The following is a 26,879-nucleotide window of genomic DNA, read 5'->3' on the forward strand; positions in this document are numbered from 1 at the left end:
GCCGGACGAAGACCGGCTGTCACCGGCGCGCTACGGATTCGGCATTGTGGCGCCCGTTCGCGCTCGTTTACGCTCCGCCCGACTCCCGAGGCCGACCAGGCGAAGGGTGGATCACGTCCACGCCGGCCCGAAAAGAAATCGCCGGCCGAATCCTTTGCACCGCCCACTCAGAAAGGAGGACGCACAGGATGGGACACTCTCGTCCTGCCGTCCGCACGGCCACGCGGGGCGCGACGGTGCTCGTCGCCGCGGCCCTGGCCGCAGGGCTCTTCCCAGGCGTCGCGCACGCGGACGGCACGTACCGGTGGCAGAACCAGTTCACCCGCCAATACCTGGACGTCTACAAGAAGTCGAAGGCCAACGGCGGCATCGTGGTCTCCTGGCCGTCCACCGGTTCCAAGAGCCAGCTGTGGAAGGAGACCAAGAGCAGCGCCGGTTACTACCGGGTGCGCAACGTGAACAGCGGAAAGTCGATGGACCGCTGGAACCGGCGTTTCTCGCCCGACTACCACGGCGCCGCATGCGACGTGACGCAGTGGAGCTGGTGGGGAGGAAACCAGCAGCACTGGAAGAGGCGCAGCGTCTGGAGCAACGGATACAATCGCCGCTTCTTCATCTGGTACAACTGGCAGGGCTGCCTGAACGACAGGTGGCACGACACCCTGGGCGTTCTCAATCCCTTCAAATACTCCAACATCATCCTCTACACCCGGAGCTACTGCACCGAGGGCAAATGGATAAGCAAGGGTGAGTGCTACTGGAGGAAGAACGGAAAATGAGAAAGCACACTCCCGCCCTGCTGGCCGCCGGGGCCGTTCTCGCCGTCACCGCGGGCGTCGCCGCCGCCGTCAACGTCACGCCGGCCGCGCAGAGCGCCATGGCCGCCGCCTCCCCGGCTCCCGCCCCCGGTCTGACCCTCGATCCCGACCCCCTTCCCACCACGGGCGACGTCCTGCCGACCCCCATGCCCACGGAGTCGCTCGGACCGGAGCCGTCCCCGATCCCGGAGCCCGCTCTCACCGCCGCCCCCTCGGATCCGGGCCTCCCCATGCCACTCGACCCGTTCATGACGTCCATGGACGACATCCACACCATCGACCTGGCGAAGGACGCCGCGGCGGCGCGGTGCATGCGCTCGCTCGGGTTCTCCGCCTGGACGGACGGGGTCGTGCGGAACTGGAACCCCGAGGACTACATCGAGGCGGACCTGATCGAGCCCCTCGACGCGACCGCGACGACCCGGACCGGGTACCCGCGCACCGGACCCGACCCCGCGGTGGCCGCGCAGGCGGAGCAGCCCGAGGACCAGCGCGCCGCCACGCCGGAGGAGATGGAGGCATACGACGGCACCCTGGACAGGACCGCCTCGGGCGCGGACATCCCCGAGGGCGGCTGCGAGGCGAGTGGCGCGGCCGAGGTGCTCGACGGGGACCCGGCGCTGGTCGCCGACCCGCGGTTGCTGGCCGACGACGCGAGCTTCCTGGCCCTTGAGCACAGCGCCGTCAAGCAGGCCCTGGCCGGATGGACGACGTGCATGAGCGGCAAGGGCTACGGCTACGACAGCCCGATGAGCGCGCGCAACGACATGCGGTGGGCCGAACGGGCGGCCGACGAGCCCGCCACGGCGGCGGAGAAGCAGGTGGCCGCCGCCGACGCCGCCTGCGCCCAGAGCACCGGCCTGCTCGCGACCTACCGGGCGGCCAAACGGGCCTACGAAGAGATCATGGTGGCCGACCGGAGGCCGGCGCTGACCGAATCGAGGCAGGTCTTCGACGGCTGGGTGCGGCGCGCCGAGGCGGTACTGGCGACACGGTGACGCGGTGAACCGTGGTCACGGCCCTGTCCGGCCCCCGCGTCCCCGGCGCGGGGGCCGGACAGCGCACGTCCACGGCCGAAGTGGCAAGGAGTCGAAGCCGATGCGGAGGTATTCATGAAGCACCGTCTGGTGCGCCGCCTCGTCGCCGTGGCCGCGCTGGTGACGGCGCCGCTGACGGCGGCTGGTACGGCGGACGCCGCCTGGGCGAGCACGGCGGACGCCGTCTGGGCGGACCCGGAGCCGTCACAGAAGGTGGACGCCGGGCTGGCACACAGGCTCGCCGCCGGCGGTGACGGCCTGGTGAGGGTGAACGTGGTGACGCGCGACCGCACTGCCCTGGCGAGCGCGGCCTCCGCCGTCGACGCCGCGCAGGTCGTCCAGAAGCTGTCCCGGTTACCGGTGGTCACGCTGCGGGCCGACGAGGCGGCCGTGGAACGGCTGGCGCGGCAGCCCGGCGTGCTCAGCGTGTCCGAGGACGTCCCCGTCGCCCCGGCGCTCGCCCGGAGTGTGCCGCTGATCGGTGGCGACCGCACCCGGGAGGCCGGGCTGACCGGCGAAGGGAGCGTGGTCGCCGTCCTGGACTCCGGGGTCGCGGTCCACCATCCCTTCCTCGGGGGCCGGGTCGTCGCCGAGGCATGCTTCTCTCCCAGCGATCCCGGCTACGCGGCCACCAGCCTGTGCCCCGACGGCGCGGAGCGGCAGGAGGGGCCGGGGGCCGCCGACTCGGAGAGCGGTCCGTGCGCGAACCTGGACTGCGCCCACGGCACCCACGTGGCGGGGATCGTGGCGGGCGACGGCGAGGGCCTGAGCGACGCCGACGGCAGCGGCGTCGCTCCCGGTGCCGCCCTGGCCGCCGTCCAGGTCTACAGCAGGTTCGACTCCGTCGCCTACTGCGGGGCCGCGGGGACGCCCTGCCTGCTGAGCTTCGTCAGCGCCCAGATCGCCGGGATGGAGAAGGTGCTGGAGCTGGCGGAAGGGGGCCTTCCCGTGGCCGCGGTCAACCTCAGCCTGGGCTCCGGCCGCTACACCGCGGCCTGCGACAACGACCCGCGCAAGGTGGCCGTCGACAGGCTGCTGGCCGCGGGCGTGGCCACCGTCGTGGCCGCGGGCAACCAGGGTTACCCCGACGCGGTCAGCGCTCCCGCCTGCGTCTCCTCCGCCATCGCCGTGGGCAGCACCACCGACCAGGACGAGGTGTCCGGCTTCAGCAACGCGGGGCCGCTGCTCGACGTGTTCGCGCCGGGCTCCGACATCGTCTCCTCGGTGCCCAACGGGCAGTGGGCGTCCAAGAGCGGCACCTCCATGGCCGCCCCGCACGTCGCCGGCGCGCTGGCGGTGCTGCGCCAGGCGTTCCCCGGCGCCACCCCGGCCGAGCTGGAAGCGAAGATCAAGGCCACCGGCAAGGACATCATCCACGAGGGCGTCACGATCCCGCGCCTGCAACTGGACGACGCGGCCCTGGGCGCCGCGCCGAGACCGGGACCCGACCAGCTCTTCCAGACCCGGGCCCGCCTCCTGGACAACGTCACGATCGGCGGCAGTTCCACCCTGACCGTCAAGGTCGCCGGCGCCGCCGGGCTGCCCGGGCGGGGCGTCGCCGCCGTCGCCCTCAACGTGGCCGCCAAGGGCGACCTGTTCAACACCGGCTCGCTGGCGGTCCACCCCTCGGACACTGTCGGGCCGAACGGAGGAACGGTCTTCTACGACGCCACCCGTTACGCCTCCACGATGATCCTGGCCAAGGTCGGGGCCGACGGCGCGATCAAGGTGGAGAACCACAGCGGCCAGCCCGTCCGCGTCTACCTCGACGTCCACGGCTACACCCTCGACCACGCCGCGGCCACCGTCGCGGGCACCTATCTGCCGATCACCCCGGTACGGATCGCCGACAGGGTCCCGGTCCCGGCCATGGGCGAACTGCGGCTTCCGACGTCCGCCATCCCCGAGATCCCGCCGGAGGAACTGCAGAGCCTCGCACTGACGGTGCTGGTCAAGAGCCCCTCCACCGGCACGATGCGCGTCTACGCGGCCGGCGACCCCTTCCCACCCGACGCCAACGTCGACTACCCGGCCAACACGCCCACCCAGTTCTTCACCATCGTCAAGCCCGGCACCGATGGCAAGGTCAACGTGCACAACCTGGGCGCCGGTGCGGCGGAGGTGTCGATCGAAGTGAGCGGCTACTACACCACCGCCCGGCGCGGCTCGGTGACCAGGGCGACCGACCCGCTCCCGCTGGCCACCGGGGTGACGATCGCGGCCGGCGGCACGCACGTCCTGCGGCCCGGTGACGTGGAGGGCGTCCCCGCCTCCCGTGTCCGGGCACTCGGCCTCGCCGTCACCGCCCGCGGCGTCGCGGGCGGCACCGTCGAGATCGTCCCGGCCGGCGGCGGGGTCACCGTACGGACGGTGGCCTACACGGCGGGCAAGGACACGGCCGGTTTCGCGACCGCGGCGCTCCGCCCGGACGGGACGATCGTGCTGAAGAACCAGGGCGCCTCGCCGGTGACCGTCTCCGTGGACGCCTACGCCTCCTTCATCGGGTGAATGGACGAACCGGGCGACCCGCCGTCCGCCGATGCCTCTCGTTCGTTTCGGCAGATAGGGCTTAACCTGCGGAAACAGGATCAAGTGCAGATCGGCAGGACGTGACCACGCCCCAGGACGGCTCTTGGAGCATTCCGGCGGTTGTCCGGTGAACGAGCGAGGAAAGGGCCTGACATGTCCAACCACTTCACCGGCCTCAGCCTCGGGCCGCCACTCGGAGACCAGCGCCTCGATCTGTGCGACCTGTACGCCTTCACGGCGCCCGGGGATCCGAGCAGGACCGTTCTCATCCTCAACGCCAATCCCAACGCCGACGCGCTGCACCCCGACGCGATCTACCGCCTGAACATCGACAACGACGGCGACTACCTGACCGACGTCGCCTTCAGCTGGGTCTTCAGCCCACCGGCCTCCGACGGCTCCCAGACCTACAGCGTGTTCATGGCCACTGGTGCGCAGGCCCGCGAGCCCGGGGCGGTCGGCACCGAGATCGTGTCGGATGCCGCCGTCTCCTTCGGTCCGCGGGCCAACGTGGTCGGCAGCGGCGACTACCAGGTGGCCGCCGGCAGCCGCAGCGACGCCTTCTTCTTCGACTTCGACGGCATCAAGAACCTGTTCGACACCGGCGGCAATCGGAACTTCACCGCCCCGCACCTGGGCGGGCGGTCCCCCTGGACCGGCGTCGACTCCAACCTCACGGCCAACGTCTTCTCCATGGCCATCGAACTGCCGACCGCGGAGCTGGCACCCGACCCCGAACTGCACATCTGGGGCCGGTGCAGCGTCATGCGCGACGGCCGACTCGTCCACGCCGACCGGGCCGGACACCCGTCCATGAGCAGCTTCTTCAACACCGACGACACCAAAGAGGACTACAACGCCGGCGAGCCGGTCGACGACCGCGACAGATGGACGGATCAGTTCGTTCACCTGCTGGGCCACACCGGTGGCTACTCGCGCGAGGAGGCCATCGCCGCGATCGACGAGCACGGCCTCCTGCCGGACGTGCTGAGCTTCGACCCGTCCAAGCCGGCCGCCTACCCCAACGGCCGGACCTTCACCGAAGACGTCATCGACATCCGCGTCGCGTTCCTCACCAAGAACGAGGCCCCGCCCACCGGGCTGAGGCCGCACACCGACACCCTGGACCGATTCCCGTACCTCGGCGACCCGCATCCGGCGGCCGCCTCCTGACGGACCCCGGAGGGACACACCCGCAGGCTCCGCCGGCCGAACCGGCTCACCGCCGACGACCTGGCCGGACGGCGCCGGAACGGGCCCGTAACAGGTCTGGAACAGGCCCGGAACGGGTCCGGAACAAACCTGGAGCAGGCTCGGATCGATCCGGGCGGGGGCGCGCCCGGTACGGCCCGGCCGTACCGGGACGCCCCTCACGGCCGGGTGCGGGATGCCTCTCCCGGCACATCGACGGGTCCGGGGTCCGGCGACGCGGCCCTCCACGACGCGGAGCACGTGAGTTGAGTGAGTTGAGCGAGTTGAGGATCCTGGTGGACGACCTGTCCGGTCCGCGGATCATCGAGTTCCTCCGGGAGCACGTCCGGCAGATGCGGTCCATCACCCCGCCGGAGAGCAAGCACGCCCTCGACCTCGACGGGCTCCGCGCGCCAGGGGTCACGTTCTGGTCGGTCCTGGACGGTGAGGACCCGGTGGGCTGCGGGGCGATCAAGAGGCTGGACGCGGGCCACGCCGAGCTGAAGTCGATGCGCACCGCGCCGGAACGCGCCCGGAGCGGCATCGCGTCCCGGCTGCTGGAGCACATCATCGCCGAGGCCGGGGCCATGGGCTTCACCCGGCTGAGCCTGGAGACCGGGTCGGCCGGGTTCTTCCTGCCCGCCAGGAGGCTGTACGAGAAGCACGGGTTCACCTACTGCGAGCCGTTCGCCGGCTACCGCCCCGATCCCAACAGCGTGTTCATGACCCGGTCCCTCTGACCCCGCCCCCGGTGCGTCCGGGGCGGGCCGTGCGCCGGTCACTGCGGAGGCCCGTACGGGCTCAGGCCGTGTGCCGGTAGGCGGTGTAGGTGAGATAGCCGGCGTCGCCGCCCTGGTACCAGGTGGACATGTCGTGCGGCGCGATCGGGAGCCCCTGGCGCAGTCGTTCCACGAGGTCGGGGTTGGCGATGTAGGCGCGGCCGAAGCTGATCAGGTCGGCGCCGAGCCCCAGCCAGTGGTCGGCGGCGGCACGATCCGTCTGCCGGGGGCCCAGCGGGAAGACCGGGTTGACGATGAGCGTGCCGGGCCACTCCTTGCGCAGCCCGACGAGCACGTCCTCGTCGGTGCTGGCCTCCAGATGGACGTACGCCAGGTCCAGGGGGGCCAGTTCGGCGAGCAGCGCGCCGTACAGGGCGGGCACGTCGGCGTCCTCCGCTCCCCAGAGTCCCGCGCCGGGCGAGAGCCGGATGCCCGTACGGTGGCCTCCCACCGCCTCGACGGTCGCGGACACCGCCTCCACGGCGAACCGGATCCGGCCGGCGATCGACCCGCCGTAGGCGTCGGTGCGCAGGTTGGCGCTGCTGGAGAGGAACTGGGCGATGAGGTAGCCGTTCGCGCCGTGCAGTTCCACGCCGTCGAAGCCAGCGTCGACGGCGCGGCGGGCGGCTTCGGCGTAGGACCGCGCGTGTTCGGGCACCTCGGCGGTGTTCAGCGCCCGCGGCACGGGCGCCGGCTTGAGGCCCGACGGGGTGAACACCTGCCCGGTGGCGGGGACGGCCGACGGGCCGACCGGCAGGGTCCCGATGGTGTCGGGATGGGAGACCCGCCCCCCGTGCATGAGCTGGGCGAAGACACGCCCGCCGTTGGCGTGGACCGCGTCGGTGACCGGCAGCCAGGAGGCGGTCTGCTCGTCGGTGTGCAGGCCGGGGGTGCCCGGACTGGACTGCCCGACGAGGCTCGGCTGGACGCCCTCGGTCACGATGAGCCCGGCGGTGGCGCGCTGGGCGTAGTAGGCCGCCATCGACGGCGTCGCCAGGCCGCCCGCGCCCGCGCGGGCCCGGGTCATCGGGGCCATCACCACGCGGTTGGGCAGGGTCAGCGCGCCGAGCCGGTAGCGGTCGAACAGGGTCGTCATTGTCGCGTGCCTTTCGGAGGTTCCCTCGGATGGACACGTCCGCCGGCTGGACGCTGCGACTACGCTAAGACCTGACATTGACGTCAGAGGCAAGCGTTCGGAGGAGACTCCCGGAGACCGCGGTCCCCGGCGGGCCGGGCCTTCGGCGAAAGTGGCCTCCGGGCTGGAGCCTTCCGAGGGCGGCGGCCTCCGGAGACCGCGGTCCCCCGCGGGTGGAGGCCCGCGAGGAGCGCGAGGAGGAGGAGCGATGCGGATCGGGGAACTGGCGGCGCGGGCCGGGGTCAGCGTCCGCTCGCTGCGCTACTACGAGGAGCAGGGACTGCTCACCAGTACGCGCAGTGCCAGCGGCCAGCGCCACTACACCGACGACGATGTCGACCGGGTGGCGTTCATCCAGCGCCTGTACGCCGCCGGGCTGTCCAGCCGTACGATCGCCACGATGCTGCCGTGCCTCGACGCTCCCAGCGAGTACAACTCCGACGAGGCGTTCGACCGATTGATGCGGGAGCGGGACCGCATCGACCGGCACATCGGGGAGCTTCTCCAGGCCCGCGACGCCCTCGACCGGCTCGCCGAGGACAACCGCGCGCACCGCGAACGGCTGACGGATGCCGGGGTACGCCTCCGCGTGCCGTGACGGGCCGTACGGTGAGGCGGTGCCCTCGCCCGCGCCCGGCGCCGGTGGGCCGGGCGATCGATCCTCCGGAGGACGCCTAACGGTGACCGCGGCCGGCGTCCGGTTCCCCGGCGGCCCCGTGGCCGTCGCCGAACCGGGTGGCGAAGTCGTCGGCGAGGGCCGCGACGGCGTCGCGGCCCTCCAGATCGGCGAGCCAGCCGGCGGGGAGCGCGGACTCGCCGTGCAGGGCGCCCAGGAGGTTGCCGCAGACGGCGCCGGTCGAGTCGCTGTCGCCGGAGTGGTTGACCGCGAGCAGCAGCGCCCGCCCCAGGTCGCCGGGGTCCGGGTGGGACAGCGCGCAGTAGACCGCGATGGCCAGCGCCTCCTCGGCGACCCACGCCCCGCCGAGCGACTCGACCCTCTCCGGGCCCGGGCCGCCCTCGGCCGCCAGGGACACGGCGGCGCGCAGCGCCCTGGTGGTCTCCTTGTGGGCGGGGTAGGTCGCCAGCAGGTCCATCGCCAGCCGTACGGCGGGCACGAGCGGTTCCCCGGCCACCACCAGGTGAACGGCGGCGGCGAAGGCCCCGGCGGCGAGGTATCCGGTGGGGTGGCCGTGGGTGAGCCGGGCACACGCGGCGGCCAGGTCGAAGGCGTGCCGGGGACTCGGCGCGTTCAGGCCGAAGGGGGCCGAGCGCATGACCGTCCCGCAGCCCTTGGAGTCGGGGTTGACCGGTCCGGGGCCGCCAGGGAACGTGAGGCCGCGGCCGTCCGGCCGGGAGCCGGCGGAGGTCCCGGAGGCGGGGCCGTCCGGTCCGGACGCGGAGCCGGGGGCCACCGCTCCGGGCCCGCCGGAGGGCCCGAACCCGGGGCCGGCCGTTCCCTGATCGCCGGGGAGCGACGCGGCCCGGTCCCGGCTCAGGCCGGACAGGCAGGCGTTGCCGGGGGCGCGCCGGGAGTAGAGCCACGTCTGCTCGCGCAGCGCGCCGGTGCGGAACGCGGCGCCGTCCGCCGGGGGAGGGGCGGGGTGCCGCTGGGTGTCCAGCCAGCGCAGGTAGGCGTGGTGGACGGCGGTGACGTCGCCCCCGCGGAGCAGCCCCTCCACGGTGAACAGCGTCATCTGCGTGTCGTCGGTGATCAGACCGGTCCTGCCGGACCCGTCGGGGACGAACCCGGTCACACCCGCGGGGCCGTACCGGTGGCGGATCGCGTCGATCGGGTCGAACTCGATGACGGCGCCCAGCGCGTCGCCGAGCGCGCCGCCCAGCAGGCAGCCGCGCACCCGGTCGCGGTACTCCGGCGGGCCTTCGGGGGAACGAGGCATGACCACTCTCCTTCGGTTCCGGTGAGGCTACCGGTTCTCCTTCTCCGGGGAACCGCGGAGGAAGCCGGTGGGCGGGCGTCCGCCGGCCTCGATGCCGGTCGCCGGCCCGCCGATTTCGGTCCATCGGTCTTGGGTGCCGTTCCATTGCCAGACGCTGCGGCGGTCTTCGGTGAGGCGGTAGAGGTGGTCGTTGACGGCGAATTCGGCGCCGGGTCCGCTGATGGGGGACCAGTGTCCGGGTCGGCCTTCGTATTTGTAGAGGGCGCCGGGGTCGGGGTTGGTGGCGAAGAGTCCGGCGTCTCCCGCGTAGATGTGCTGGGCGGGTCCGCCGATTTCGGTCCATTGGCTTTGGGTGCCGTTCCATTGCCAGACGCTGCGGCGGTCTTCGGTGAGGCGGTAGAGGTGGTCGTTGACGGCGAATTCGGCGCCGGGTCCGCTGATGGGGGACCAGTGTCCGGGTCGGCCTTCGTATTTGTAGAGGGCGCCGGGGTCGGGGTTGGTGGCGAAGAGTCCGGCGTCTCCCGCGTAGATGTGCTGGGCGGGTCCGCCGATTTCGGTCCATTGGCTTTGGGTGCCGTTCCATTGCCAGACGCTGCGGCGGTCTTCGGTGAGGCGGTAGAGGTGGTCGTTGACGGCGAATTCGGCGCCGGGTCCGCCGACGGAGGACCAGCGCCCCGGCCGGCCCTCGTATCTCCGGAGAACGCCGGTACCGGGGAACACCGCGAAGAGCCCGGCGTCTCCCGCGTAGAGACGCCGGGCCGGCCCGCCGATCCTCGTCCAGCGGGTGCCGGAACCGCTCCACTCCTCCACGATCCCGCGGTCACCGAGCCGGTACAGACGACTCCCGCCGTCCGGCCGGAGCGCCTCCCTCGAGAAGCCCGGGACACCGGTCATCGAGGCGCTCGCGGAGGTGCTCACCGTGGCTGGAACGGTGGTGTCCGCGGCGGGGCGGCCGAACGTCACGATGGCGGTGGCCGCCAGCACGGACCCCGCCGCCAGCAGGAGAGTCCGCCGCCCGGGCCGCCGTACGGCGGGCACGGCCCGGTGACCGGGTGGCGGGTCTTCCGCCGGACGCGCTTCCGGCTCAAGGCGGGGCCGGGGTTCGGCGCCGGCTCCGAGTTCGGTCTGGGCTTCCACCGTGTGCGGGGTTCCGGGCGTGGGGCGGGTTCCGGGCTCGGGGTGGGCTTCCCGGCCGGTTCGGTGAGGTCTCCGCGCCGCGGCCGTCTCGGCCCTCTCGTGCAGGGAGCGGGCCCGTTCCAGCAGGCGGGAGCGGGCGTCAGGACCGGGCTCGCGGTCATGGACGATCCGCTCCAGCAGGTGGAGCGGGATCATCTTGGCGCCGGACCGGTATTCCCCCCAGAGGGTCTTCCTGCCCACGTACCGTTCACTCAGCTCGCGAATGGTGACGCCCTCGGTGAGTGAGCGCAGGAAAGCCGCCAGAGCGTTGGCCTCTTCCGTCTCACCCCTCAAGCCTCCTTGCGGACGTCCTGGACCACCCATTTCCTCCGCCCCTTCCGGACACTCGTTTCCGTCCGCGTTCATTGTCCGCGGAAAACGCATTGTCCGCTCTTCGCGGGGGATTCGGAACGGATGCCTTGCTGGAAAATCATGGGCGGGCGCAGCGTGGTCTCCACAGGTTCCCCGACCCCCTGGAGGTTGTTGTGATCCCTTCCTTCCCGAACCGCCGGGCCCCGGGTGGGCGCCGCGCCCGCGTCCTGTCGCGCCGCGTCGCGCTCCTGGCCCAGACGGTCGTGCTGGCCGCCGGCCTGGTCGCGCTCTTCCCAGCCGGGGCGGACGCCGCCGCGCCGAACGGCTGCGGTGGTTCCTTCGCCCTCCTCAAGACCTGGCCGATCCGGTACCAGGGGACCGAAGCCGGCGGCATCGACGTCTACTACAGCGGCGCCACCGGCCAGAACTGCGTCATCGTGCGCCCGAACGCCGGCTATCCGCACGGCACGTTCGACCGCATCCAGGCCGGGCTGCGCAGGAGCGGGACGTCCCATTGGGAATGGGACGGATACAACGCGAACCTGACGTCCAGCCCGAGCAATTACACCTACTACGCGGGACCGGTCTACGTGTACGCCAAAGGGAGCTGTATCGACTTCTACGGCGAAATGCGGTTCGTCGGGCGGCGACATGCCGGGAAGTCGACTCTCATGGGAAGAATCGGCGCCGCCTTCAGCGACCGGGCGATGGATTATCAGATGAATCGGCACTGCGCCTGACGCCCCCGCGCGTCCCGCCGCCGTCGGTGCAGGGACGGCGGCGGGCGGAACCCCGCACGCGGGGGAGTCCCCGCGCGCGGGGGAGCCGCGCGGGGACGGCCGTGTGCCGTCCGCCGGAGGTCAGGGGAGGGCGGGGGCCTCCGGCACGCCGTCAGGTCTCCACGCCGATGTGCACCGGCCCGCCCGCGTGGTTCACCGCGGCCAGCATGCCCGACGGGACGCGGAACACCCGGCCCGGGGCCGCCGGCCACCACAGCCGCCTCCGGGCGATCACCATCCCGTCCTGCCGTAGGACGACCCGGGGGAACGGGACGAACCGGTCGCTCCACAGCAGCAGCCGGCGGCGGGCCGGGGCGAGGTCGCCGTGCCGGATGATCTCGGGCGTCACCCACCGGAAGGGCGCGTCGGCGACGAGGCGCACCTGCCCGGCCGGCGGGCTCCCGCCGTTCAGCCAGGCAAGGACGGAACGGGCGGCGCGGGCGCCGTCGATCGCCGCGATGTCGGCCGTGTCCACCGGGTGGAGCAGGTTGCCCACGGCGAACACGCCGGGCCGGTCCGTCCGGAACGCGCTGTCGACCAGCGGCCCCTTCGTCCCCGGGTCGAGGGTGATCCCGGCGGCGCGGGCGAGCTCGTGGTCGGGGATCCAGTCGCCGGTGAGGACGAGCGTGTCGCACTCGACGATCCGCCGCGCGCCGGTGTCGAGGTTCTCGATCTCGACCGCCCGCAGATCCGGCTTGCCGATGATCCTCGACACCCGGGTGCGGGTGGCGATCCGGGGCCGGAAGAGCGCCCGGCCGCCGAGGTTGAACAGGGCGTAGGAGTCGGGACGGGGGTACTCGGTGGTCATCAGCACGGTCGCGCAGCCGGCCTCGCGCAGGGTCAGTGCGGCCGACCAGCTCACCAGCTCCGCGCCGGCGATGACGGCCCTCCTGCCGACCTCGCCGTGCTGAAGGTGGACGATGTTCTGCAGGTGGCCGGTGGTGTAGACGCCGCGACCGCGGTCGCCGGGGATGAGTCGGCCCGGACGCGGGCGCTCGCGGGCGCCGGTGGCGAGGACGACGGCTCCCGCCTCGACCAGGAGGCGGCCCTGCGGGGTGGTGACCTCCAGCGTGCGCTCGCCGGCCCAGCCGGTCACGGTCGCGTTCGTCCGGATCGTCGCGCCGGCGGCGCTGGCCTGCTCGACGAGCCGCCGGGCGTAGGCGGGGCCGCTGACGAAGCGACGCATGTCCCTGATCCCGTAGCCGGGGTGGTCGCTGTGCCGGGGGATGCCTCCGGCGGCGCTCTCCCGGTCCAGGACGAGGACCTCGCCGTCGACCCGCGGCGCGAGCTCGCGGGCGGCGCTCAGCCCGGACGGTCCCGCGCCGACGATGACGACGGCCGGGGTGAGGGTGGTGACGCCGGTGTCCGCCGGCGCGGTGTCGGTGCTCATCGGCGGACCTCCGGTGAGAGGGTGGCGACGCCGGTGCTCGCCGGCATGGTGTCGGTGCTCATCGGCGGGCCTCCGGCGAACGGCGGTCCCCGACGTCCCCGCGGTTCTCATCGAGGTCACCGGGGGCGCAGGCGCCCCGGCTCTCCAGCAGTCTCCCCACCTCGGCGCCGCAGTAGAACCCCTGGCAGCGCCCGTTCATCGCCCGGGTACGGCGGCGCAGCCCCTCCAGCCCGGACGGGGGGATCGGCGAGCGGAAGGCGTCGCGGATCTCCCCGGCGGTGACCCGCTCGCAGAAGCAGACCACCCTGCCGTAGGCGGGGTCGGCGGCGATCCGGGCGGCGTCCTGGTAGGGGCGCGTGAACGCCTCCCCGAGGTTGGGCATGCGGGGCGGCTCCGGCAGGTCCTCGCGCGGCACCAGTTCCAGGCCGGCCTCCCCGGCGAGCCCGGCGACGTGCTCGGCGATCGCGATGCCGGCGGTGAGGCCGGTCGAGCGGATCCCGCCGGCGAGGACGTAGCGCCGCCGCGCGTCGGCCTCGATGACGTAGTCGGAGTGGTCGCTGGCCGCGCGCAGGCCCGCGTAGGTCGCAGTCACCTCCTCCTCAAGCAGTTCCGGCATGAGCTTGCGCCCCTTTTCGAGGAGGAAGGCGATGCCCTTCTCCGAGGTGCCGGTGTCGGTGCGGTCGGTGAGGTCCTCGGCGGTGGGGCCGAGCAGGACGTTGCCGTAGACGGTCGGGCTGATCAGCACCCCCTTGCCGCGCGAGGTGGGCACCGGGAGGATGATCCTGTTCGCCAGCGGGCGGGCGAGCTTGTCATAGACCAGCAGCTCGCCGCGGCGGGGCGTGACCGTGAAGCGGTCGTGGCCGAACATCCGGTCGATGACGTCGGCGCCGAGACCGGCGGCGTTGACGACCCAGCGGGTGGTCACGTCCCCGCCGGTGGTGCGCAGCACGGTCGTCCCGTCGCGTTCCTCGACCGCCTCGACCCTGCGGTCCAGCAGCAGCGTCGTGCCGCGCCGTACGGCGTCGGTGGCCAGGGCCAGATTGGTGGTCCAGGTGCAGATGATGGACTCGTCGGGGACGGTCAGGCCGCCCAGCGCGCCCTCCCCGAGGTGGGGGACCTGCCGGTAGACCTCGGCGGGGCCGACGATCTCCGTACGGTCGTAGCCGTTCAGCGCGGCCTTCTCCTTCAGGCCGGGCAGTGCCTCCAGCTCCTCGTCGGTCCAGGCGACCAGCAGGGCGCCGGTGCGTTCGACCGGGATGCCGGTCCGCGCGGCGTAGCCGGACAGCAGGCGGTAGCCCTCGCGCACCAGGCGGGACTCCAGCGTGCCCGGTTTCGCGTCGAAGCCGGTGTGCAGGATCGCGGTGTTCGCCTTGCTCGTGCCGTCGCCGACGTCGCCGCGCGCGTCCAGCAGCGCGACGTCCAGATCGTGGCCGGCCAGCTTCCTGGCGATGGCGGAGCCGACGATGCCCGCGCCGATCACCACCACGTCGAACGTGGCCGGAGCGCTGCCGTTCGCCTTCGTGTTCCTGTCCGTGGTGCTCACCGGTTCCCCTCCCGCGCCAGGACGCCGGCCACCGCGTTCTCCCAGCGGGAGCGGAAGCCGGCCGCCTGGTCGGCGGACCATCGAGGTTCGTATGTCATGGCGGGTTCCCACGCCGGCACCGCCTCCCGGAGGGGGAGTGAGGGGTCCAGTGCAGCGCGGGCCAGCGCCACCGCGCCGAGCGGCGTGGCGTGCTGGGACGGGTAGACGCCGATCGGGATCTGCGTCAGGTCGGCGACCGCCTGCATGAGGACCCGGCTCCGGGTGAGCCCGCCGTCGACGCACATGGCGGTCAACGGCCGCCCGAGGTCGGCGGCGACGAGCTCGCCGAGCCCGGCGACCTGCGCCGCGATCCCCTGCAGTACGGCCAGCACGAGGTGCTGCGGGCCGGTGGACAGCGTCATCCCGGTGAACGCGGCCCTGGCGTCGGGACGCCACCAGGGGGCGGCCAGCCCGGCCAGCGCCGGGACGAACATGACCCCCTCGGAGTCGCCGGCGGCGACCGCGTCGAGGTCGGCGGCGTCGCGGACGAGGCCCAGGTCCTGGATCCACCGTACGGCGGAGGCGGCCGTGTAGACCTGGCCGTCGAGGCAGTAGGAGGTCTCCCCCCTGGCCCGCCAGGCGACGGAGGCGGCCAGTCCCGCCGTGGAGCGGGCGGCCGAGGTCCCGGTGTTGGCCAGCAGGAACGCCCCGGTGCCGAAGGTGCACTTGGCCTGGCCGGCCGTCAGGCAGTTCTGGGCGAGCAATGCCGCCTGCTGGTCGACCACGAGCCCGCCGACGGGGACGTTCCCGCCGAAGGCGGAGGTGTGGCCGACCACCTCGTCGCAGGAGACGACGCGCGGCAGCCGCTCCCCGCCGAGCCCGAACAGGTCGAGCAGCCCGGCGTCCCATTCGGCGTCGTCGAGCCGCGTGACCAGCGACCGGCTGGCGGTGGCGGCGTCGGTGACGAACTCCCCGGTCAGGTGGTGGACGAGCCAGGAGTCGGAGGTGGTGACGACCCCCTCGGCGGTCACGTTCCGGCGCAGCCACGCCATCTTCGGCGCGGAGAAGTACGGGTCCAGGACCAGCCCGGTGATCTCCGCGATCCGGCCGGCGTGCCCGGCCAGCTCCGCGCAGAGGTCCTCCGCGCGGCGGTCCTGCCACACGACGGCGGTGGAGAGGGGCTCGCCGGTGGCGGGGTCCCACGCCAGGACGGTCTCGCCCTGGTTCGCCAGTGTCACGGCGTCGATGGGGACGCCCGCCTGCTCGACGGCCCGGCGTCCGGCGCCGAGGACGGAGTCGAGCAGTTCGCGGGGGTCCTGCTCGACCCCGCCCCCGGGCAGGTAGGCGGGCCGGACGGGCAGCTCAGCGAGGCCGAGCACCGTGTCGTCGCCGTCGACGACGACGGCCTTGGTGCCGGAGGTGCCCTGGTCGATGGCGAGTACGGTCGTCATCGTTCCCGGCTCCGGTGCGCGCCGGGCTCGCGCGCGGTCTCGGTGTGCCCGGCCGTGGGTCCGGCCGCCTCGGCGTGCCCGTGTGCGGTCGCGTCCGCCGCGTCGGCGTGCCCGGAGGTGCGCCCGGCGGCTTCGGCGTGCCCGTGCCCGTGTGCGGTCGCGTCCGCCGCGTCGGCGTCCAGCTCCGCGTCGATGGAGCGCATCGTCGGCATCGCCAGGCCCGCCGCCCCGCCCCGGGAGAGGAGGAGATACCCCAGGTAGAGGGCGCCCAGGACGAGCATGACCAGCACGTAGGTCCACGGGTCGGTGAACGAGGAGTCCCGGAACAGCAGCAGCTCGAAGATGAGCCAGGCCAGTGCCACGACGATCACCGGGATCTCCCACCGTCCCAGGGCGAACCCCCTGCTCGGCGGCAGCGTCCTGCGCTTGACCACGTACAGCACGACGGTCGCGGTGTAGATGATGGCGGGCAGCAGGGTGGCGGCGGCGAACAGGCCGAACAGCGCGTCGGTCCGGGTGGAGAAGACCGCCAGGATCAGCTCTCCGATGACGCACATGAACACGGTGGCGTTCAGCGGCGTGCCGAACCGCGGCGAGACCTTCCGCCACGCCTGCCAGCCGGGGAACCTCTCGTCGCGGGACATCGCCCACACCAGGCGCACCCCGGTCATGAGGATCACCATGCCGCAGGCGAAGATCGCGATGACCACCAGCACCAGCAGCGCGGTGCCCACGAACGGGCCCAGCACCCGGGTGATCACGTCCGCGATCGGCGTCGCCGACTTCGCCAGCTCGACCGGGTCGCCGGCGAGCAGGGTCACCGCGACGAGGAACAGGAAGCCGAGCACGCCGGAGGCGAGGACCGCCTGCCACATCGCGCGGGGGACGACCCGCGCCGGGTCCTTCGTCTCCTCCGCGAGGTTGGCCGCCGACTCGAACCCGACGATCGTGAACGCGCCGAGCAGGAAGCCCAGCATCCACGGGCCCGCGGACGTGAGGGTCCCGAAGTCGAGATAGCCCTCGGACGGGACGGCGCCGGTGCTGAACAGGTTCGCGAAGTCGACCTCGCGGGCGACGAAGCCCACGCCGAGCAGCAGCAGGACGAGGGCGATCATGCCGATGAGCTCGGCCGTCACCGCGAAGTTGTTGACCCGCTCGGTCCACTTCGTGGAGAGCGCCACCAGGAGGGCCTGGGCCAGGATGACCACGCCGGTGATCACCCACGCGTTCAGCGCTGTCCCCTCGTACCGCAGCAGCACGGGCAGGACGGTGGAGGCGATGGTGTAGTCGACCGCCACGACGACGATCGCCAGGAAGGTGAACGAGATCCAGCCGATGATCCAGCCGAGCACGGGGTTCGCCAGCCGGGACGTCCACTGGTAGGAGTAGCCGGTCACCGGGATGCGGGCCGCCAGGGAACCGAAGATGAACGCGACGGCCAGCTGCCCGACGATCACGATCGGCCAGGTCCAGATGCCCGCCGGTCCTGAGCTGTTCAGCACCGAGCCGTAGGTGGTGAAGATGCCGGTGGCGATGGAGACGAAGGCGAACGCCACCGCGAACGAGGCGAAGCGGCCGGTGCCGCGCTTCATCGCCTGCTGGTAGCCGAACTCCTCGACGCCCCCGGCGGTCGCCCGATCACCGGGCGGGGGTGCGGATGGTGAATACTGGGACATGGATCCTCGACTTCTGTGTTTCCTGTGAGATGGCGCATCGTGGGGGGTCCCAGCCGGGTGGCGTTGCCGCGCCGCCCGGCCTTCGAACCATCGGGGAGACGTCTCAGGGCAGCGCTATCACCCCGCCCGCGCGGGTGACGGCGTCCCGGACGCTCGGCGGCGGCTCCGCCTCCGTGATGAGGCCGGTGAACTCCTCCACGCCCGCGACCCGGTGGCGGGCGATCCGGCCGAACTTGCCGGAGTCGGCCAGCACGTACGATCGCGCCGCGTTCCGCAGGATGATCCTGCGGACCGCGATCTCGTCCAGGTAGTAGTCGGTCAGGCCCGCCGCGGCGTCGATGCCGCCGGACCCGAGGAAGGCGAGGTCCGGGTTCAGGTCGTCGAAGAACGACTGGGCGACCGGCCCCGACAGGGCGAGGTCTCCTTTGCGGAGCCTACCTCCGCAGACGAGGATCTCGACGCCCGGACGTTCGGCGAGCTCCGCCGCGACCAGCAGGGAGCACGTGGCGACGGTGCCGGAGAAGTCCATCGGCAGGGCGCGGGCCACCTCGACGGCGGTGGTCCCCACGTCTATCACGATCGTCTGGCCGGGCCGCATGAGCGCGGCGGCGGCGTGCCCGATGCTCCTCTTCGCCTCCGCGGCGGTCACCGACCGCTCGGCGAACGGCGCCTCCTCGCCGGCGGGCCGCCCGAGCGCGATCGTCGCGCCTCCGTGGACGCGAACCAGCTTCCCCTGGCGTTCGAGGAGCACGAGATCGCGGCGGATCGTCTCCGCCGACACGGTGAGCGCGCGGGCGAGCTCCTCCGTGCTGACCACACGGGAGGTCCGCAGCGCCTCGCCGATCCGCGAGTGCCGCTCAGCGGGCAGCATGCTTGCCCGCTTCTGTGGACTTCTGTGGGCTCATGAGGGCGAGTATGCGTCCATGTGGATGGCGTCGTCAACAGAGTGAGCCATCACACTCGGACTTTTTACTCAAATCTTGAACAAAACCCCCGAAAGATCCTCGCTTGGGGTCGCGATCCTCGCCATGTCTCCCGGGCCACGGGTGAAGGGGGAACCAGGAGGGAGCGACCGCTCGCTACGGCGTGGGGTGGCCTCTCGGAGCGAGCCGTCCCGGATCGTGATCGGCCGGTAGGCGCGGTACTGGCTGCCGGGTTCGAGGCCGTGGTTCACGATCCGGTGGTCGGTGCCGCCGGTACGGCGGCGTCACGTGGAACCGGTACGGCGGAGCCGCGTGGAGTCGTACGGCGGTGCCGCGGGGGCGGGGCCGCGACCGGCCCCCGGACCCGGGTGTCGTCGCCCGGGTCCAGGGGCCGTCGAAGGGCGGGGGCTCAGTTCTCGGTCTGGTCGTCGACGGGGGAGGGGGCGTTGGTGCGGACGGACTCGATGCCCTTCACCGCGCCGGCCGTGGTCTTGTAGGACTCGCGTACCCGCCGGGCCGAGACCGTACGGGCCGCCGGACCGGCGGCCCCGCCGTACGGCACGGACCGATCCGCCCGGGGAGGAACCGGCCGTACGGCCCGTGCGCGAGGTCGCCGCCGGAGCCGTACGGCCCGCCCGTCAGGCCGGGGCGGCGCGGAAGTCGCCGGCGTGGTGGGCGGCCCACTCCTCGTAGGTGTGCGCCGGGCGCCCCGTGACCTCCTCCACGGTCGGCAGCACCTGCGCCTCCCGGCCCACCGACGCGGCGAGCGCGTCGAGCAGGAAGTCGACTCCCTGCGCGGGCATGCGCCGGACCAGGTGCTCCCTGGCCTCCTCCCTCGGCTGCTCCTCCAGCCGCAGCGGCCGGCCGATCGCCTCGCCGATGATCCGTACCCGCTCGGCCTGGGTCAGCGACCGCGGCCCGGTGAGCACGTGCGACCGGCCGGCGTGCTCGTCGAGCAGGGAGCGGACCGCGACCGCGGCGATGTCGCGCTCGTCGATCGGCGCCATGGCCGCCTCCCCGTACGGCACGCGCACCACGTCGCCGTGCCGGATCTGCGGGGCCCAGTTCAGGTCGTTGGTCATGAACGCGCCCGGCCGGACGAACGTCCACGCCAGGCCGGAGTCCTGCACCGCTCGCTCGCACGCGATGTGCTGCTCGCCGATCCAGTTCGGCTCGGGGATCGTCACCGCGGAGGAGGACAGCAGCGTCACGTGCCGCAGCCCGGCCTCCGCGCCGATCCGCAGGAAGTCGCCGAGCGAGCCGAACACCGGGAAGAGGAACGCCTTGTCGACGCCGCGCAGCGCGACCGGCAGCGTCTCGGGGCGGGTCAGGTCGCCCGGCAGCACCTCGACGTCGCCCGGCAGATCGGCGCGGGCGGGATCACGGGTGATCGCGCGGACCTTCTCGCCCGCGTCGAGGAGCTGCCGCACGACGTTGCGGCCGACGTTTCCGGTGGCGCCGGTTACCAAGATCATGTTCCGCTCTCCTTCGGATGCAAAGGCCCGGATGAGGTGTCGCGTCGACGCGAGTGTCTCCCGGGCGGAAGCCGGTCCCCCATCCGGGGTCGATCTTCAGAAGACACTCCCGTCACCGGGGACCGGCCCTCCGGGGGCCGTTTCCGCCACCGGGGACCGGTCCCCGGTGGCCGCTCCCGCCGTCGGGAGGACGATCTTCCGGGCGGCTGCCCGCGACGCCGGACGTCGCGGCGAACCGGCCCGCCCGGCCCGCCCGGCCCGCCCGGCCCGCCCGGCCCGCCCGGCTGTGCAGCCGCCCGCCCGGGCAGCCCGGCGGCCCCTACGGGGTCCGCCGTACGACCCGGGTGCCGCCGGCCAGGTCGTACGGCGTCCGGGCCGAGGGCAGGAACAGGGAGCCGAGCCAGCAGAACATGACGGCGTAGGTGACGACCGTCAGCGCGACGACGGGTCCGGGGACCTCGCCTCCCGCCTGCGAGACGAAGGCGAAGGCGACCGTGTGTCCCAGCTCCCAGGGGACGGCGATCTTGAGGGTGTTGCGCAGCAGCGCGGGGCCGAACCTCACCGGCCGTCCGGACCACGCGTCGGCGACGGCCAGCCTCATGCGCCGCTTGCCCGGGGTCGCCTGGAGCGGGCCGGACTCGCGCCGGGCCGCCCACACGGTGACCGGCACGATCAGGATCAGGAACGAGACGACGTTCCACCCCCATGCGGGAAGCCGGAGCCCCATGCCGCCGGCGGCGACGCCGACGGCGGCATGGAGCAGCGGCAGGACCAGGACGCACAGCCAGTCGATCAGCCACGCGACGATCCGTCGCCCGGCGGGGGCCCGGTCTCCCGATCCGGCCGGTGCCGTGGACGACATGCGAGGTCCCTTCCGCGGGGGGCGAACCCGTACGTACGGGGCCTGACCGTACTCGGCGGGAGGACGCGCCCGCGGGAGACGCGCCGGGAGCGTGAAAGGGAATCGCGGGATCGGCGGAGCAAGGGGTATGGGCCGCAGAAAGGACATCCGCTACATGACGCCCCCACCCGACCCGGCACGACATCCCCGGGCAACCCCGCGGGACCGGGATGTGTATGAGATCACGGACGGCGGAACGGCCGCCGCCCTTCTCCCACCCATCCGGAGTTTCCATTGCGCGTACATCTAGTGGTCGCGGCCAGGCGCCCGGGGGTCCCGCTGCCCCCCGCGGTGCTCGCCGCGGCACGCGAGGGGATCACCTGCGCCTTCCCCGTGCCGCCCGCCACCGTGACCGCGCGCGAGTGGCTCTCGGCCAGAGGCGACGCGGCGCTGCTCTCGTGGTCCAACGAGCCCGAGGGCCACGGAACGCCGGTCATGTGCGCCGGGGGCGGCCGGGTGGCGGGCCTCACCGGCCACCTGGCCGACCCGGCCGACGCCGACCGGCTGCTGGCCGCGCCCCGGCTGGGGGAGGTGGCCGCCCATGCGGGAGGCTGCTTCTCGGTCTTCCGGGCCTCCGACGAGGAGGTGGGCGCGGCCACCGGCCTCACCCGGGCCTGCCCGGTCTTCTTCGCCGAGACCTCGGAGGTCCACGTGTTCGGCAGCCGGGCCCTGCTCGTCCACCTCGCCGCGCGGGCCGCCGAGACCGGGTCGGAGCGTCCCGGGATCGTCTGGGACGTGCCGGCGCTGGAGTCGATGGTGCGGATCGGCTACTTCCTGTCCGACGAGACCCCGTTCGACGGGGTCGGCGCGCTGCCGCCGGCCGCCGAGATCAGGGTCGCGGCCGGCCGCCGTACCGTGACCGTGGCGCCCCTGCCCGAGGCGCGTCCCAGACCCGCGTCCAGGCGGGCGATGCGCGCCCAGGTCAACGAGCTGGCCGACGCGCTGCTCGCCGCGGTGGAGCCGCTGCGGGGCACGACCGAGCCGGTACGGCTGTCGCTCACCGGGGGCCGCGACAGCCGCCTGCTCGCCGCGCTGCTGCACCGGGCGGGCATCCCGTTCACCGCGGCGACCGCCGGCGAGGACGACCACCCCGACGTGGTGCTGGCCCGCCGCGTCGCCTCCGCCCTCGGCGTCGAGCACCGCGTGACCCGTCCCAAACGCTCCGAGGACGGCGCGGACCTGGTCGTGCCCCATCCGCTCACGCGGACCCGCAACGTGCTGTCCGCCTGCGAGGGGATGCTCTCGGCGTACGAGAACGTCCCCGCCGCCACGCGGTTCGACCCCGTCCCCCGGATGTCCGGGCACGGCGGGGAGATCCTGCGGGGCGGGTTCCTGCAGAACCAGGAGGACCTGGAGCCCAGGGCCCTGCGGCGCAGGGTGGACGGCTTCTTCACCAGGAACGCCGACCTGCTGACCCGGGAGGGCAGGGAGCACGCCGAGATCCTGGCCGCCCCCTGGCGGGAACGCTGCCGCGCCGACGGCCCCCGGACGCTCGACCACTTCTACCTCATGTACCGGGTCGGACGATGGCACGCCGCGTCACGCGCGTCGCTGCTGCGCACCGGCACGCCCGTCCCGCCCTTCCTGGACAACCGCGTCGTCCGGACGGCGCTGTCCATCGACCCGGTGTGGCGGCGCTCCGAGGAGGTCGTCCACGGGGTGATCGGCGTCTTCGCGCCGCGGCTGCGGGACGTCCCGATCGAGGGCAAGCCGTGGCGCTTCGAGGCCGAACGCACCGAGACCACGCTGCTGGACCGCGTCCGCCGCCGCCTCCGTCCCCCGGCCCCGGGCGGGCGTCCCGGGAACGGGCCAGGGGGAGACGTCTCCCGGGCACCGGCCGCGAAGGCGTGGAACTGGCGGCTGAACCCCACCGGCGAGCTGGCCGAACTCCTCGGAACGGGCATCGCGGACGCGCGCGGCGAGGTGGTGGCCGAACAGCTCACCGGGATCTTCGACGAGGCCGGGGCGGCCACGCTGTCGGCGGCCTTCCCCGCCCGGCGGGTGGACGCCGCCTGGCATCTCTACACGGTCTCCACGATGCTCACCGAGGGCTTCGCGGACCCCGCGCCCCCCGGCCTGCCGACACTGCGCGTCCCCCGCCCGGCGTCCCGGTGACGCCCGCCGCCCGGGTACACGGGAGCCACCCGGGCGGCGACCCCCCGTCCCGGCCGGGCCGTACGGCTTCGTCCTGAAGGTTGTCGCGTCACGGGCTCCGTGGTCCGATCACTACGTATGGTGGACCGGTCTCGTGACCATGTTTCCCGTGTCAGAGGTCATCCGGGAGCAGACGGAAGCAGGCGTGGCCGGTCAACGGGCGGATGGCCCGGAAGTGATCGCGGTCCAGAGTGAAAACGGCGTCCGTGCGGAATTCGGCGGCCAGTGCCGCGTTCATGGCGTCGGTCAGTCCGATGTCCATCGTTCTGTAACGTTCCATGAGGGCGCGGGCGGTGCGCAGGTGCGGCGATACCTCCGGGATCTCGTACCGCTTCACATCGATCTTGCTCATGATGTGGTCGAGGACCATGAACGCGGCGTGCTGTCCGATCCTGCTGTTGAGGAGATAGTCCAGCTCGGCCAGCACCAATGGGGAGATGACCAGGTGGGCCACCTGGGCGCGGGCCTTGACACAGGCCGGGTGTTCCATGTCCCGGCGGTTGAAGAGTGCCAGCAACGCGGAAGTGCCCGCGATGGCGACCGTCGTGCTCACCGGCCGAAACCCTCGGCCAGAAGCGCCTCCGTGCGAGCCGAGAGGTCGGGCGGCCCGTCGAACAGAGGCAGGTCCTCGTCTCCCATCGGATCGGTGGGGAACGGGGGCGGGAGTTCCGCCTTGTCGACGGGAACGAGCGTGGCGATATGACGTCCGTTCTTTGTCACCGCCACCGTCTCCCCGTTTTCGGCCGCCGCGAGGATCCGGGCGGACTGCTGGTTGAACTCGCGCGCCGTGGTTTCCATGCCTCGATTGTACTACCTATGTACTACATGGGGTCGCGAAAGGCGGGAACAGGCGCATGAACCGGCGGGGCCGGTGCAGTGACCTTCGGGCCGGCCTGACCATACGTCATTCTTGGCCGGTCTTCGGCATCACCGGCACCCTGACGGGCCTCGCCGCCGAGTCGCCCGGTCCGCCGATCCACCGTGAGGGTGGAACTCCCGTGTCCGGTGCGCCTCAGCTCACGAGGTGATCGATGAGCAGCCAGGCGCCGACGCCGGCCATGGCGGCCCCCGACAGCCGGCTGACGTGGCGGGCCAGGGTGGGGCGGGCGTGCAGGACGGTACGGGTCAGGGTGCCCAGGCAGAGGTAGAACAGGGCGCAGGTGACCATGAAGGCCAGGCCGAGGGCGCCGATCTGCCCGGCGACGGGCCAGGCGGCCCGCGGATCGGTGAACTGCGGGAGCAGGGCGAGGAAGATCAGCAGGCCCTTGGGGTTGAGGCCGCTGACGCCGATGCCGCGCAGGAAGGTCCCCCAGCCGGTGCCGTCCGGCCCGTCGGCCGGTGAGGTCGATACGGCCGGTGCGGCGGGGCGGGCGAAGGTCGTCACGCCGTGCCACACCAGGTAGAGACCGCCGACGAGGGTGAGTCCGGTCAGGACGGCCGGTGACCGGGCGACCAGCGTCCCGACCCCGGCCGCGACGACGAGCGTGATCACGGCGTAGCCGACGACCAGGCCGCCCACCGCCGGGTACACGGACCGGTCCCGGAGTCCGGCGCCGATGGTGAACGCCCAGTCCGCACCCGGGACGGCGATGAGCAGGAACGCGACCACCCAGAAAGCGAGCAGGGAACCGGCGGCCATTGATGAGTTCCTCTCGGCTGAACAGCGGATGCGGGAAGAATACGATGGATATGAACGAATGTGTTTGCGTATATCTCTCCACGCGGCGGTATTCGTGGAAGGATTTCCCGGGTGGACGGAATCGACCGCAAAATTCTTGCCGTGCTCCAGGAGGACGGCCGCCTGACGATCACCGAACTCGCCGCGCGGGTGGGGCTGAGCGTCTCGCCGTGTCACCGCCGGCTGCGGGAGCTGGAACGCAGCGGGACGATCCGCGGCTACCGCGCGGTCGTCGACGCGGGCGCCCTCGGCCTGGGGTTCCAGGCCCTCGTCTTCGTCACCATGCGCCAGGAGGACCGCGACACCCTCCTGGGCTTCGAGGACGCCGTCGCACGGATACCCGAGGTGGTGCAGGCGCAACGGCTGTTCGGCGACCCCGACTACCTGCTGCGCATCGTCACCGCCGACCTGACCGCATACCAGGAACTGGAGGACGACGTCCTGTCCGCGCTCCCCGGTGTGCAGCGCCTGAATTCCACCCTCGTCATGAAACACGTGGTGAACGATCGGCCTTTTCCCGTCTGATGGGGACTCGTTTCCTGTGAGCTGTTTCCCGCTCGTCCATTCCGTCCCTGCCCGGATCCGCCCGGCGCGGGTTCCGGGCCTCCTGCGGGCGGGAACCGTACGGGGGCCGCACGCTCACCGGGCGGCGGGCATGCGGCGGGCCCCCGCGGGGAGGATGGGGGGATGAAGGTCGTGGTCCTGTCCGACACGCACGCGCCGCGGCGGTGGAAGTCGTGCCCGCCGCGGGTGGCCGGGCACCTGCGCGACGCCGACCTGATCCTGCACGCCGGGGACGTCTGCGTCCCCGAGGTGCTGGAGGAACTGGCCGGCTACGCGCCGGTGCGCGCGGTCAAGGGCAACAACGACGGGCCGGACGTGGTGGCGCCCGAGACCCTGGAACTCGACCTCGACGGACTGCGCGTGGCGATGATCCACGACAGCGGGGCGGCGAAGGGCCGCCTGGCCCGGATGCGCCGCCGGTTCCCCGGCGCCGGTCTGGTCGTCTTCGGCCACTCCCACATCCCGCTCGACGAGAGCGGCGGCGCGGACGTGGGCGGTCTGCGGATCTTCAACCCCGGCTCGCCGACCGACCGGCGCCGCCAGCCGTACGGGACCATCGGGCTGCTGCGGGTCGAGGACGGTGCGCTGGCCGAGGCGCGGATCGTCCCGGTCACCGGCTGAGAGCGGGCACCGGTCCGCACCCGGGTCCCGCCGTACGGGGCGGGGGTCGACCGCCGTACGGGGCGTCAGTCGGGGTGGTGCTGGTGCTGCAGGTAGGCGGCGGTCTCGGGGCTGGCCGGGAAGTACGCCTCGATGGCCAGCTCGGCGACGGTGATGTCCAGCGGGGTGCCGAAGGTGGCCATCGTGCTGAAGAAGACGAGCTCGCGGTAGCCGCGGCGCAGCCGCAGGGGGACCACGATGTCACCGGGGCCGGGCCGTTCGATCTCCGGCTCGGGCTGGTCGCAGGGGTAGCCGTCGAGCTCCCGCCAGAGCGCGGCCAGGTCGGAGTCGGCGGTGAGGCTGATCTGGCGGCGCAGCCGGTGCAGCAGGTGGGCCCGCCACTCGCCGAGATTGATGATCCGCTGGGCCATCCCCTTGGGGTGCAGGCTCAGCCGCAGCACGTTGACCGGCGGGTCGAGCAGCTCCGGCGCGACGCCGCGCAGCAGCACGCCGGTGGCGGCGTTGCGGTCCACGAGGTTCCACCGCTGGTCCACGACCACCGCCGGGTACGGCTCGTGGCCGTGCAGCACCTGGCCGAGCGCCTCCCGCACCGAGGTCATGTGCGGGGAGTTGAGCGGCGTCTCGGAGTAGACCGGCGCGAAACCCCCGGCCAGCAGGAGGTGGTTGCGCTCACGCAGCGGGAGGTCCAGCTCCTCGGCCAGCCGCAGGATCATGTCGCGGCTCGGATTGGACCGCCCGGTCTCCACGAAGCTCAGGTGCCGGGTGGAGATGTCGGCCTGCAGGGCGAGGTCCATCTGACTCATCCGCCGGCGTTCCCGCCACTGGCGCAGCAGCTCGCCGACCGGCCGGGACGCGCTGGTGGTGGTCACG

General features: G+C 72.7%; 25 protein-coding genes. 10 read left to right on the forward strand and 15 right to left on the reverse strand.

The genetic code is table 11. The features are described 5' to 3' along the window. The first annotated feature begins 188 nt into the window (after nucleotides 1-188). The 5 genes from ACFYSC_RS12095 to ACFYSC_RS12115 all read left to right on the forward strand — a co-directional run bounded on the left by ACFYSC_RS12095 (nucleotide 189) and on the right by ACFYSC_RS12115 (nucleotide 6,315). Nucleotides 189-779 (forward strand): RICIN domain-containing protein, encoded by a 591-nt coding sequence (locus ACFYSC_RS12095; protein WP_389960215.1) that lies wholly within the window; start codon nucleotides 189-191, stop codon nucleotides 777-779. Beyond that, the gene (locus ACFYSC_RS12100; RefSeq protein ID WP_389960217.1) at nucleotides 776-1,816 is read left to right on the forward strand and encodes a hypothetical protein; all 1,041 of its coding nucleotides are present in this window, start codon (nucleotides 776-778) and stop codon (nucleotides 1,814-1,816) included. Before ACFYSC_RS12095 ends, ACFYSC_RS12100 begins: the two co-directional genes overlap by 4 nt. 114 nt (nucleotides 1,817-1,930) lie before the next feature. Continuing rightward, the gene (locus ACFYSC_RS12105; protein WP_389960219.1) at nucleotides 1,931-4,363 is read left to right on the forward strand and encodes a S8 family serine peptidase; all 2,433 of its coding nucleotides are present in this window, start codon (nucleotides 1,931-1,933) and stop codon (nucleotides 4,361-4,363) included. 174 nt (nucleotides 4,364-4,537) lie between these two features. Then, the gene (locus tag ACFYSC_RS12110; RefSeq protein WP_389960221.1) at nucleotides 4,538-5,557 is read left to right on the forward strand and encodes a DUF4331 family protein; all 1,020 of its coding nucleotides are present in this window, start codon (nucleotides 4,538-4,540) and stop codon (nucleotides 5,555-5,557) included. Between the two features lie 293 nt (nucleotides 5,558-5,850). Then, nucleotides 5,851-6,315 (forward strand): GNAT family N-acetyltransferase, encoded by a 465-nt coding sequence (locus tag ACFYSC_RS12115; protein ID WP_362932249.1) that lies wholly within the window; start codon nucleotides 5,851-5,853, stop codon nucleotides 6,313-6,315. Between the two features lie 61 nt (nucleotides 6,316-6,376). Here the strand turns inward: ACFYSC_RS12115 and ACFYSC_RS12120 are convergent, their stop codons facing one another. Further along, nucleotides 6,377-7,450 carry an alkene reductase gene (locus ACFYSC_RS12120; protein WP_389960223.1) on the reverse strand — a complete coding sequence of 358 codons (1,074 nt, stop codon included), beginning with the start codon at nucleotides 7,448-7,450 and terminating at the stop codon, nucleotides 6,377-6,379. A gap of 247 nt (nucleotides 7,451-7,697) precedes the next feature. On the opposite strand from ACFYSC_RS12120, the gene ACFYSC_RS12125 reads away from it, so the two are divergent. Then, nucleotides 7,698-8,087 (forward strand): MerR family transcriptional regulator, encoded by a 390-nt coding sequence (locus tag ACFYSC_RS12125; protein ID WP_389960225.1) that lies wholly within the window; start codon nucleotides 7,698-7,700, stop codon nucleotides 8,085-8,087. A gap of 76 nt (nucleotides 8,088-8,163) precedes the next feature. Here the strand turns inward: ACFYSC_RS12125 and ACFYSC_RS12130 are convergent, their stop codons facing one another. Together ACFYSC_RS12130 and ACFYSC_RS12135 are read right to left on the reverse strand one after the other, a co-directional pair. Then, entirely contained in the window at nucleotides 8,164-9,387 is a 1,224-nt protein-coding gene (locus tag ACFYSC_RS12130) for an ADP-ribosylglycohydrolase family protein (RefSeq protein ID WP_389960227.1), read from the reverse strand. Between the two features lie 27 nt (nucleotides 9,388-9,414). Then, a complete protein-coding gene (locus tag ACFYSC_RS12135) occupies nucleotides 9,415-10,371 on the reverse strand; it encodes a hypothetical protein (protein WP_389960229.1) in 957 nt (318 codons plus the stop codon). 677 nt (nucleotides 10,372-11,048) lie between these two features. Here ACFYSC_RS12135 and ACFYSC_RS12140 point away from each other — a divergent pair. Then, complete coding sequence (locus tag ACFYSC_RS12140; RefSeq protein WP_389960231.1) at nucleotides 11,049-11,615, forward strand: hypothetical protein; 567 nt, start codon at nucleotides 11,049-11,051, stop codon at nucleotides 11,613-11,615. A 151-nt stretch (nucleotides 11,616-11,766) separates the two neighbouring features. Here the strand turns inward: ACFYSC_RS12140 and ACFYSC_RS12145 are convergent, their stop codons facing one another. The 8 genes from ACFYSC_RS12145 to ACFYSC_RS12180 form a co-directional block, all read right to left on the reverse strand. Next, nucleotides 11,767-13,044, reverse strand: coding sequence for an NAD(P)/FAD-dependent oxidoreductase (locus tag ACFYSC_RS12145; protein WP_389960233.1), 1,278 nt, complete (start codon nucleotides 13,042-13,044; stop codon nucleotides 11,767-11,769). A gap of 58 nt (nucleotides 13,045-13,102) precedes the next feature. Next, the gene (locus ACFYSC_RS12150) at nucleotides 13,103-14,587 is read right to left on the reverse strand and encodes an NAD(P)/FAD-dependent oxidoreductase (RefSeq protein WP_389960235.1); all 1,485 of its coding nucleotides are present in this window, start codon (nucleotides 14,585-14,587) and stop codon (nucleotides 13,103-13,105) included. Then, nucleotides 14,584-16,017: an FGGY family carbohydrate kinase gene (locus ACFYSC_RS12155; protein ID WP_389960237.1), complete on the reverse strand. Its 1,434-nt coding sequence runs from the start codon at nucleotides 16,015-16,017 to the stop codon at nucleotides 14,584-14,586. The genes ACFYSC_RS12150 and ACFYSC_RS12155 overlap by 4 nt, the downstream gene beginning before the upstream one ends. Then, nucleotides 16,014-17,693: an amino acid permease gene (locus ACFYSC_RS12160; protein ID WP_389960239.1), complete on the reverse strand. Its 1,680-nt coding sequence runs from the start codon at nucleotides 17,691-17,693 to the stop codon at nucleotides 16,014-16,016. Before ACFYSC_RS12160 ends, ACFYSC_RS12155 begins: the two co-directional genes overlap by 4 nt. Before the next feature lie 103 nt (nucleotides 17,694-17,796). Next, the gene (locus tag ACFYSC_RS12165; RefSeq protein WP_389960241.1) at nucleotides 17,797-18,564 is read right to left on the reverse strand and encodes a DeoR/GlpR family DNA-binding transcription regulator; all 768 of its coding nucleotides are present in this window, start codon (nucleotides 18,562-18,564) and stop codon (nucleotides 17,797-17,799) included. Nucleotides 18,565-19,025: 461 nt separating this feature from the next. Next, nucleotides 19,026-19,178, reverse strand: coding sequence for a DUF1508 domain-containing protein (locus tag ACFYSC_RS12170; protein WP_362932233.1), 153 nt, complete (start codon nucleotides 19,176-19,178; stop codon nucleotides 19,026-19,028). 76 nt (nucleotides 19,179-19,254) lie between these two features. Then, on the reverse strand, nucleotides 19,255-20,091 hold the full coding sequence (locus tag ACFYSC_RS12175; protein ID WP_389960243.1) for an NAD(P)H-binding protein: 837 nt from the start codon (nucleotides 20,089-20,091) through the stop codon (nucleotides 19,255-19,257). Between the two features lie 319 nt (nucleotides 20,092-20,410). Continuing rightward, nucleotides 20,411-20,953 carry an RDD family protein gene (locus ACFYSC_RS12180; protein WP_389960245.1) on the reverse strand — a complete coding sequence of 181 codons (543 nt, stop codon included), beginning with the start codon at nucleotides 20,951-20,953 and terminating at the stop codon, nucleotides 20,411-20,413. A 273-nt stretch (nucleotides 20,954-21,226) separates the two neighbouring features. On the opposite strand from ACFYSC_RS12180, the gene ACFYSC_RS12185 reads away from it, so the two are divergent. Further along, nucleotides 21,227-23,107 (forward strand): asparagine synthase-related protein, encoded by a 1,881-nt coding sequence (locus ACFYSC_RS12185; protein WP_389960247.1) that lies wholly within the window; start codon nucleotides 21,227-21,229, stop codon nucleotides 23,105-23,107. A gap of 151 nt (nucleotides 23,108-23,258) precedes the next feature. On the opposite strand, the gene ACFYSC_RS12190 is transcribed toward ACFYSC_RS12185, so the two are convergent. The 3 genes from ACFYSC_RS12190 to ACFYSC_RS12200 form a co-directional block, all read right to left on the reverse strand. Then, on the reverse strand, nucleotides 23,259-23,699 hold the full coding sequence (locus tag ACFYSC_RS12190; protein ID WP_389960249.1) for a PIN domain-containing protein: 441 nt from the start codon (nucleotides 23,697-23,699) through the stop codon (nucleotides 23,259-23,261). Further along, on the reverse strand, nucleotides 23,696-23,944 hold the full coding sequence (locus ACFYSC_RS12195; protein WP_389960251.1) for a type II toxin-antitoxin system Phd/YefM family antitoxin: 249 nt from the start codon (nucleotides 23,942-23,944) through the stop codon (nucleotides 23,696-23,698). Before ACFYSC_RS12195 ends, ACFYSC_RS12190 begins: the two co-directional genes overlap by 4 nt. A 214-nt stretch (nucleotides 23,945-24,158) precedes the next feature. Next, a complete protein-coding gene (locus tag ACFYSC_RS12200; protein WP_389960253.1) occupies nucleotides 24,159-24,785 on the reverse strand; it encodes a LysE family translocator in 627 nt (208 codons plus the stop codon). A 111-nt stretch (nucleotides 24,786-24,896) separates the two neighbouring features. On the opposite strand from ACFYSC_RS12200, the gene ACFYSC_RS12205 reads away from it, so the two are divergent. Both ACFYSC_RS12205 and ACFYSC_RS12210 read left to right on the forward strand, forming a co-directional pair. Then, the gene (locus ACFYSC_RS12205; protein ID WP_389960255.1) at nucleotides 24,897-25,349 is read left to right on the forward strand and encodes an Lrp/AsnC family transcriptional regulator; all 453 of its coding nucleotides are present in this window, start codon (nucleotides 24,897-24,899) and stop codon (nucleotides 25,347-25,349) included. Between the two features lie 162 nt (nucleotides 25,350-25,511). Continuing rightward, the gene (locus ACFYSC_RS12210) at nucleotides 25,512-26,009 is read left to right on the forward strand and encodes a metallophosphoesterase family protein (protein WP_389960257.1); all 498 of its coding nucleotides are present in this window, start codon (nucleotides 25,512-25,514) and stop codon (nucleotides 26,007-26,009) included. A gap of 65 nt (nucleotides 26,010-26,074) precedes the next feature. On the opposite strand, the gene ACFYSC_RS12215 is transcribed toward ACFYSC_RS12210, so the two are convergent. Then, the gene (locus tag ACFYSC_RS12215) at nucleotides 26,075-26,878 is read right to left on the reverse strand and encodes a helix-turn-helix transcriptional regulator (protein WP_362932217.1); all 804 of its coding nucleotides are present in this window, start codon (nucleotides 26,876-26,878) and stop codon (nucleotides 26,075-26,077) included. Between the last annotated feature and the right edge of the window lies 1 nt (nucleotide 26,879).

Origin of the sequence: Streptosporangium sp. NPDC004379, assembly GCF_042873875.1 — a bacterium.
Classification (GTDB): domain Bacteria; phylum Actinomycetota; class Actinomycetes; order Streptosporangiales; family Streptosporangiaceae; genus Streptosporangium.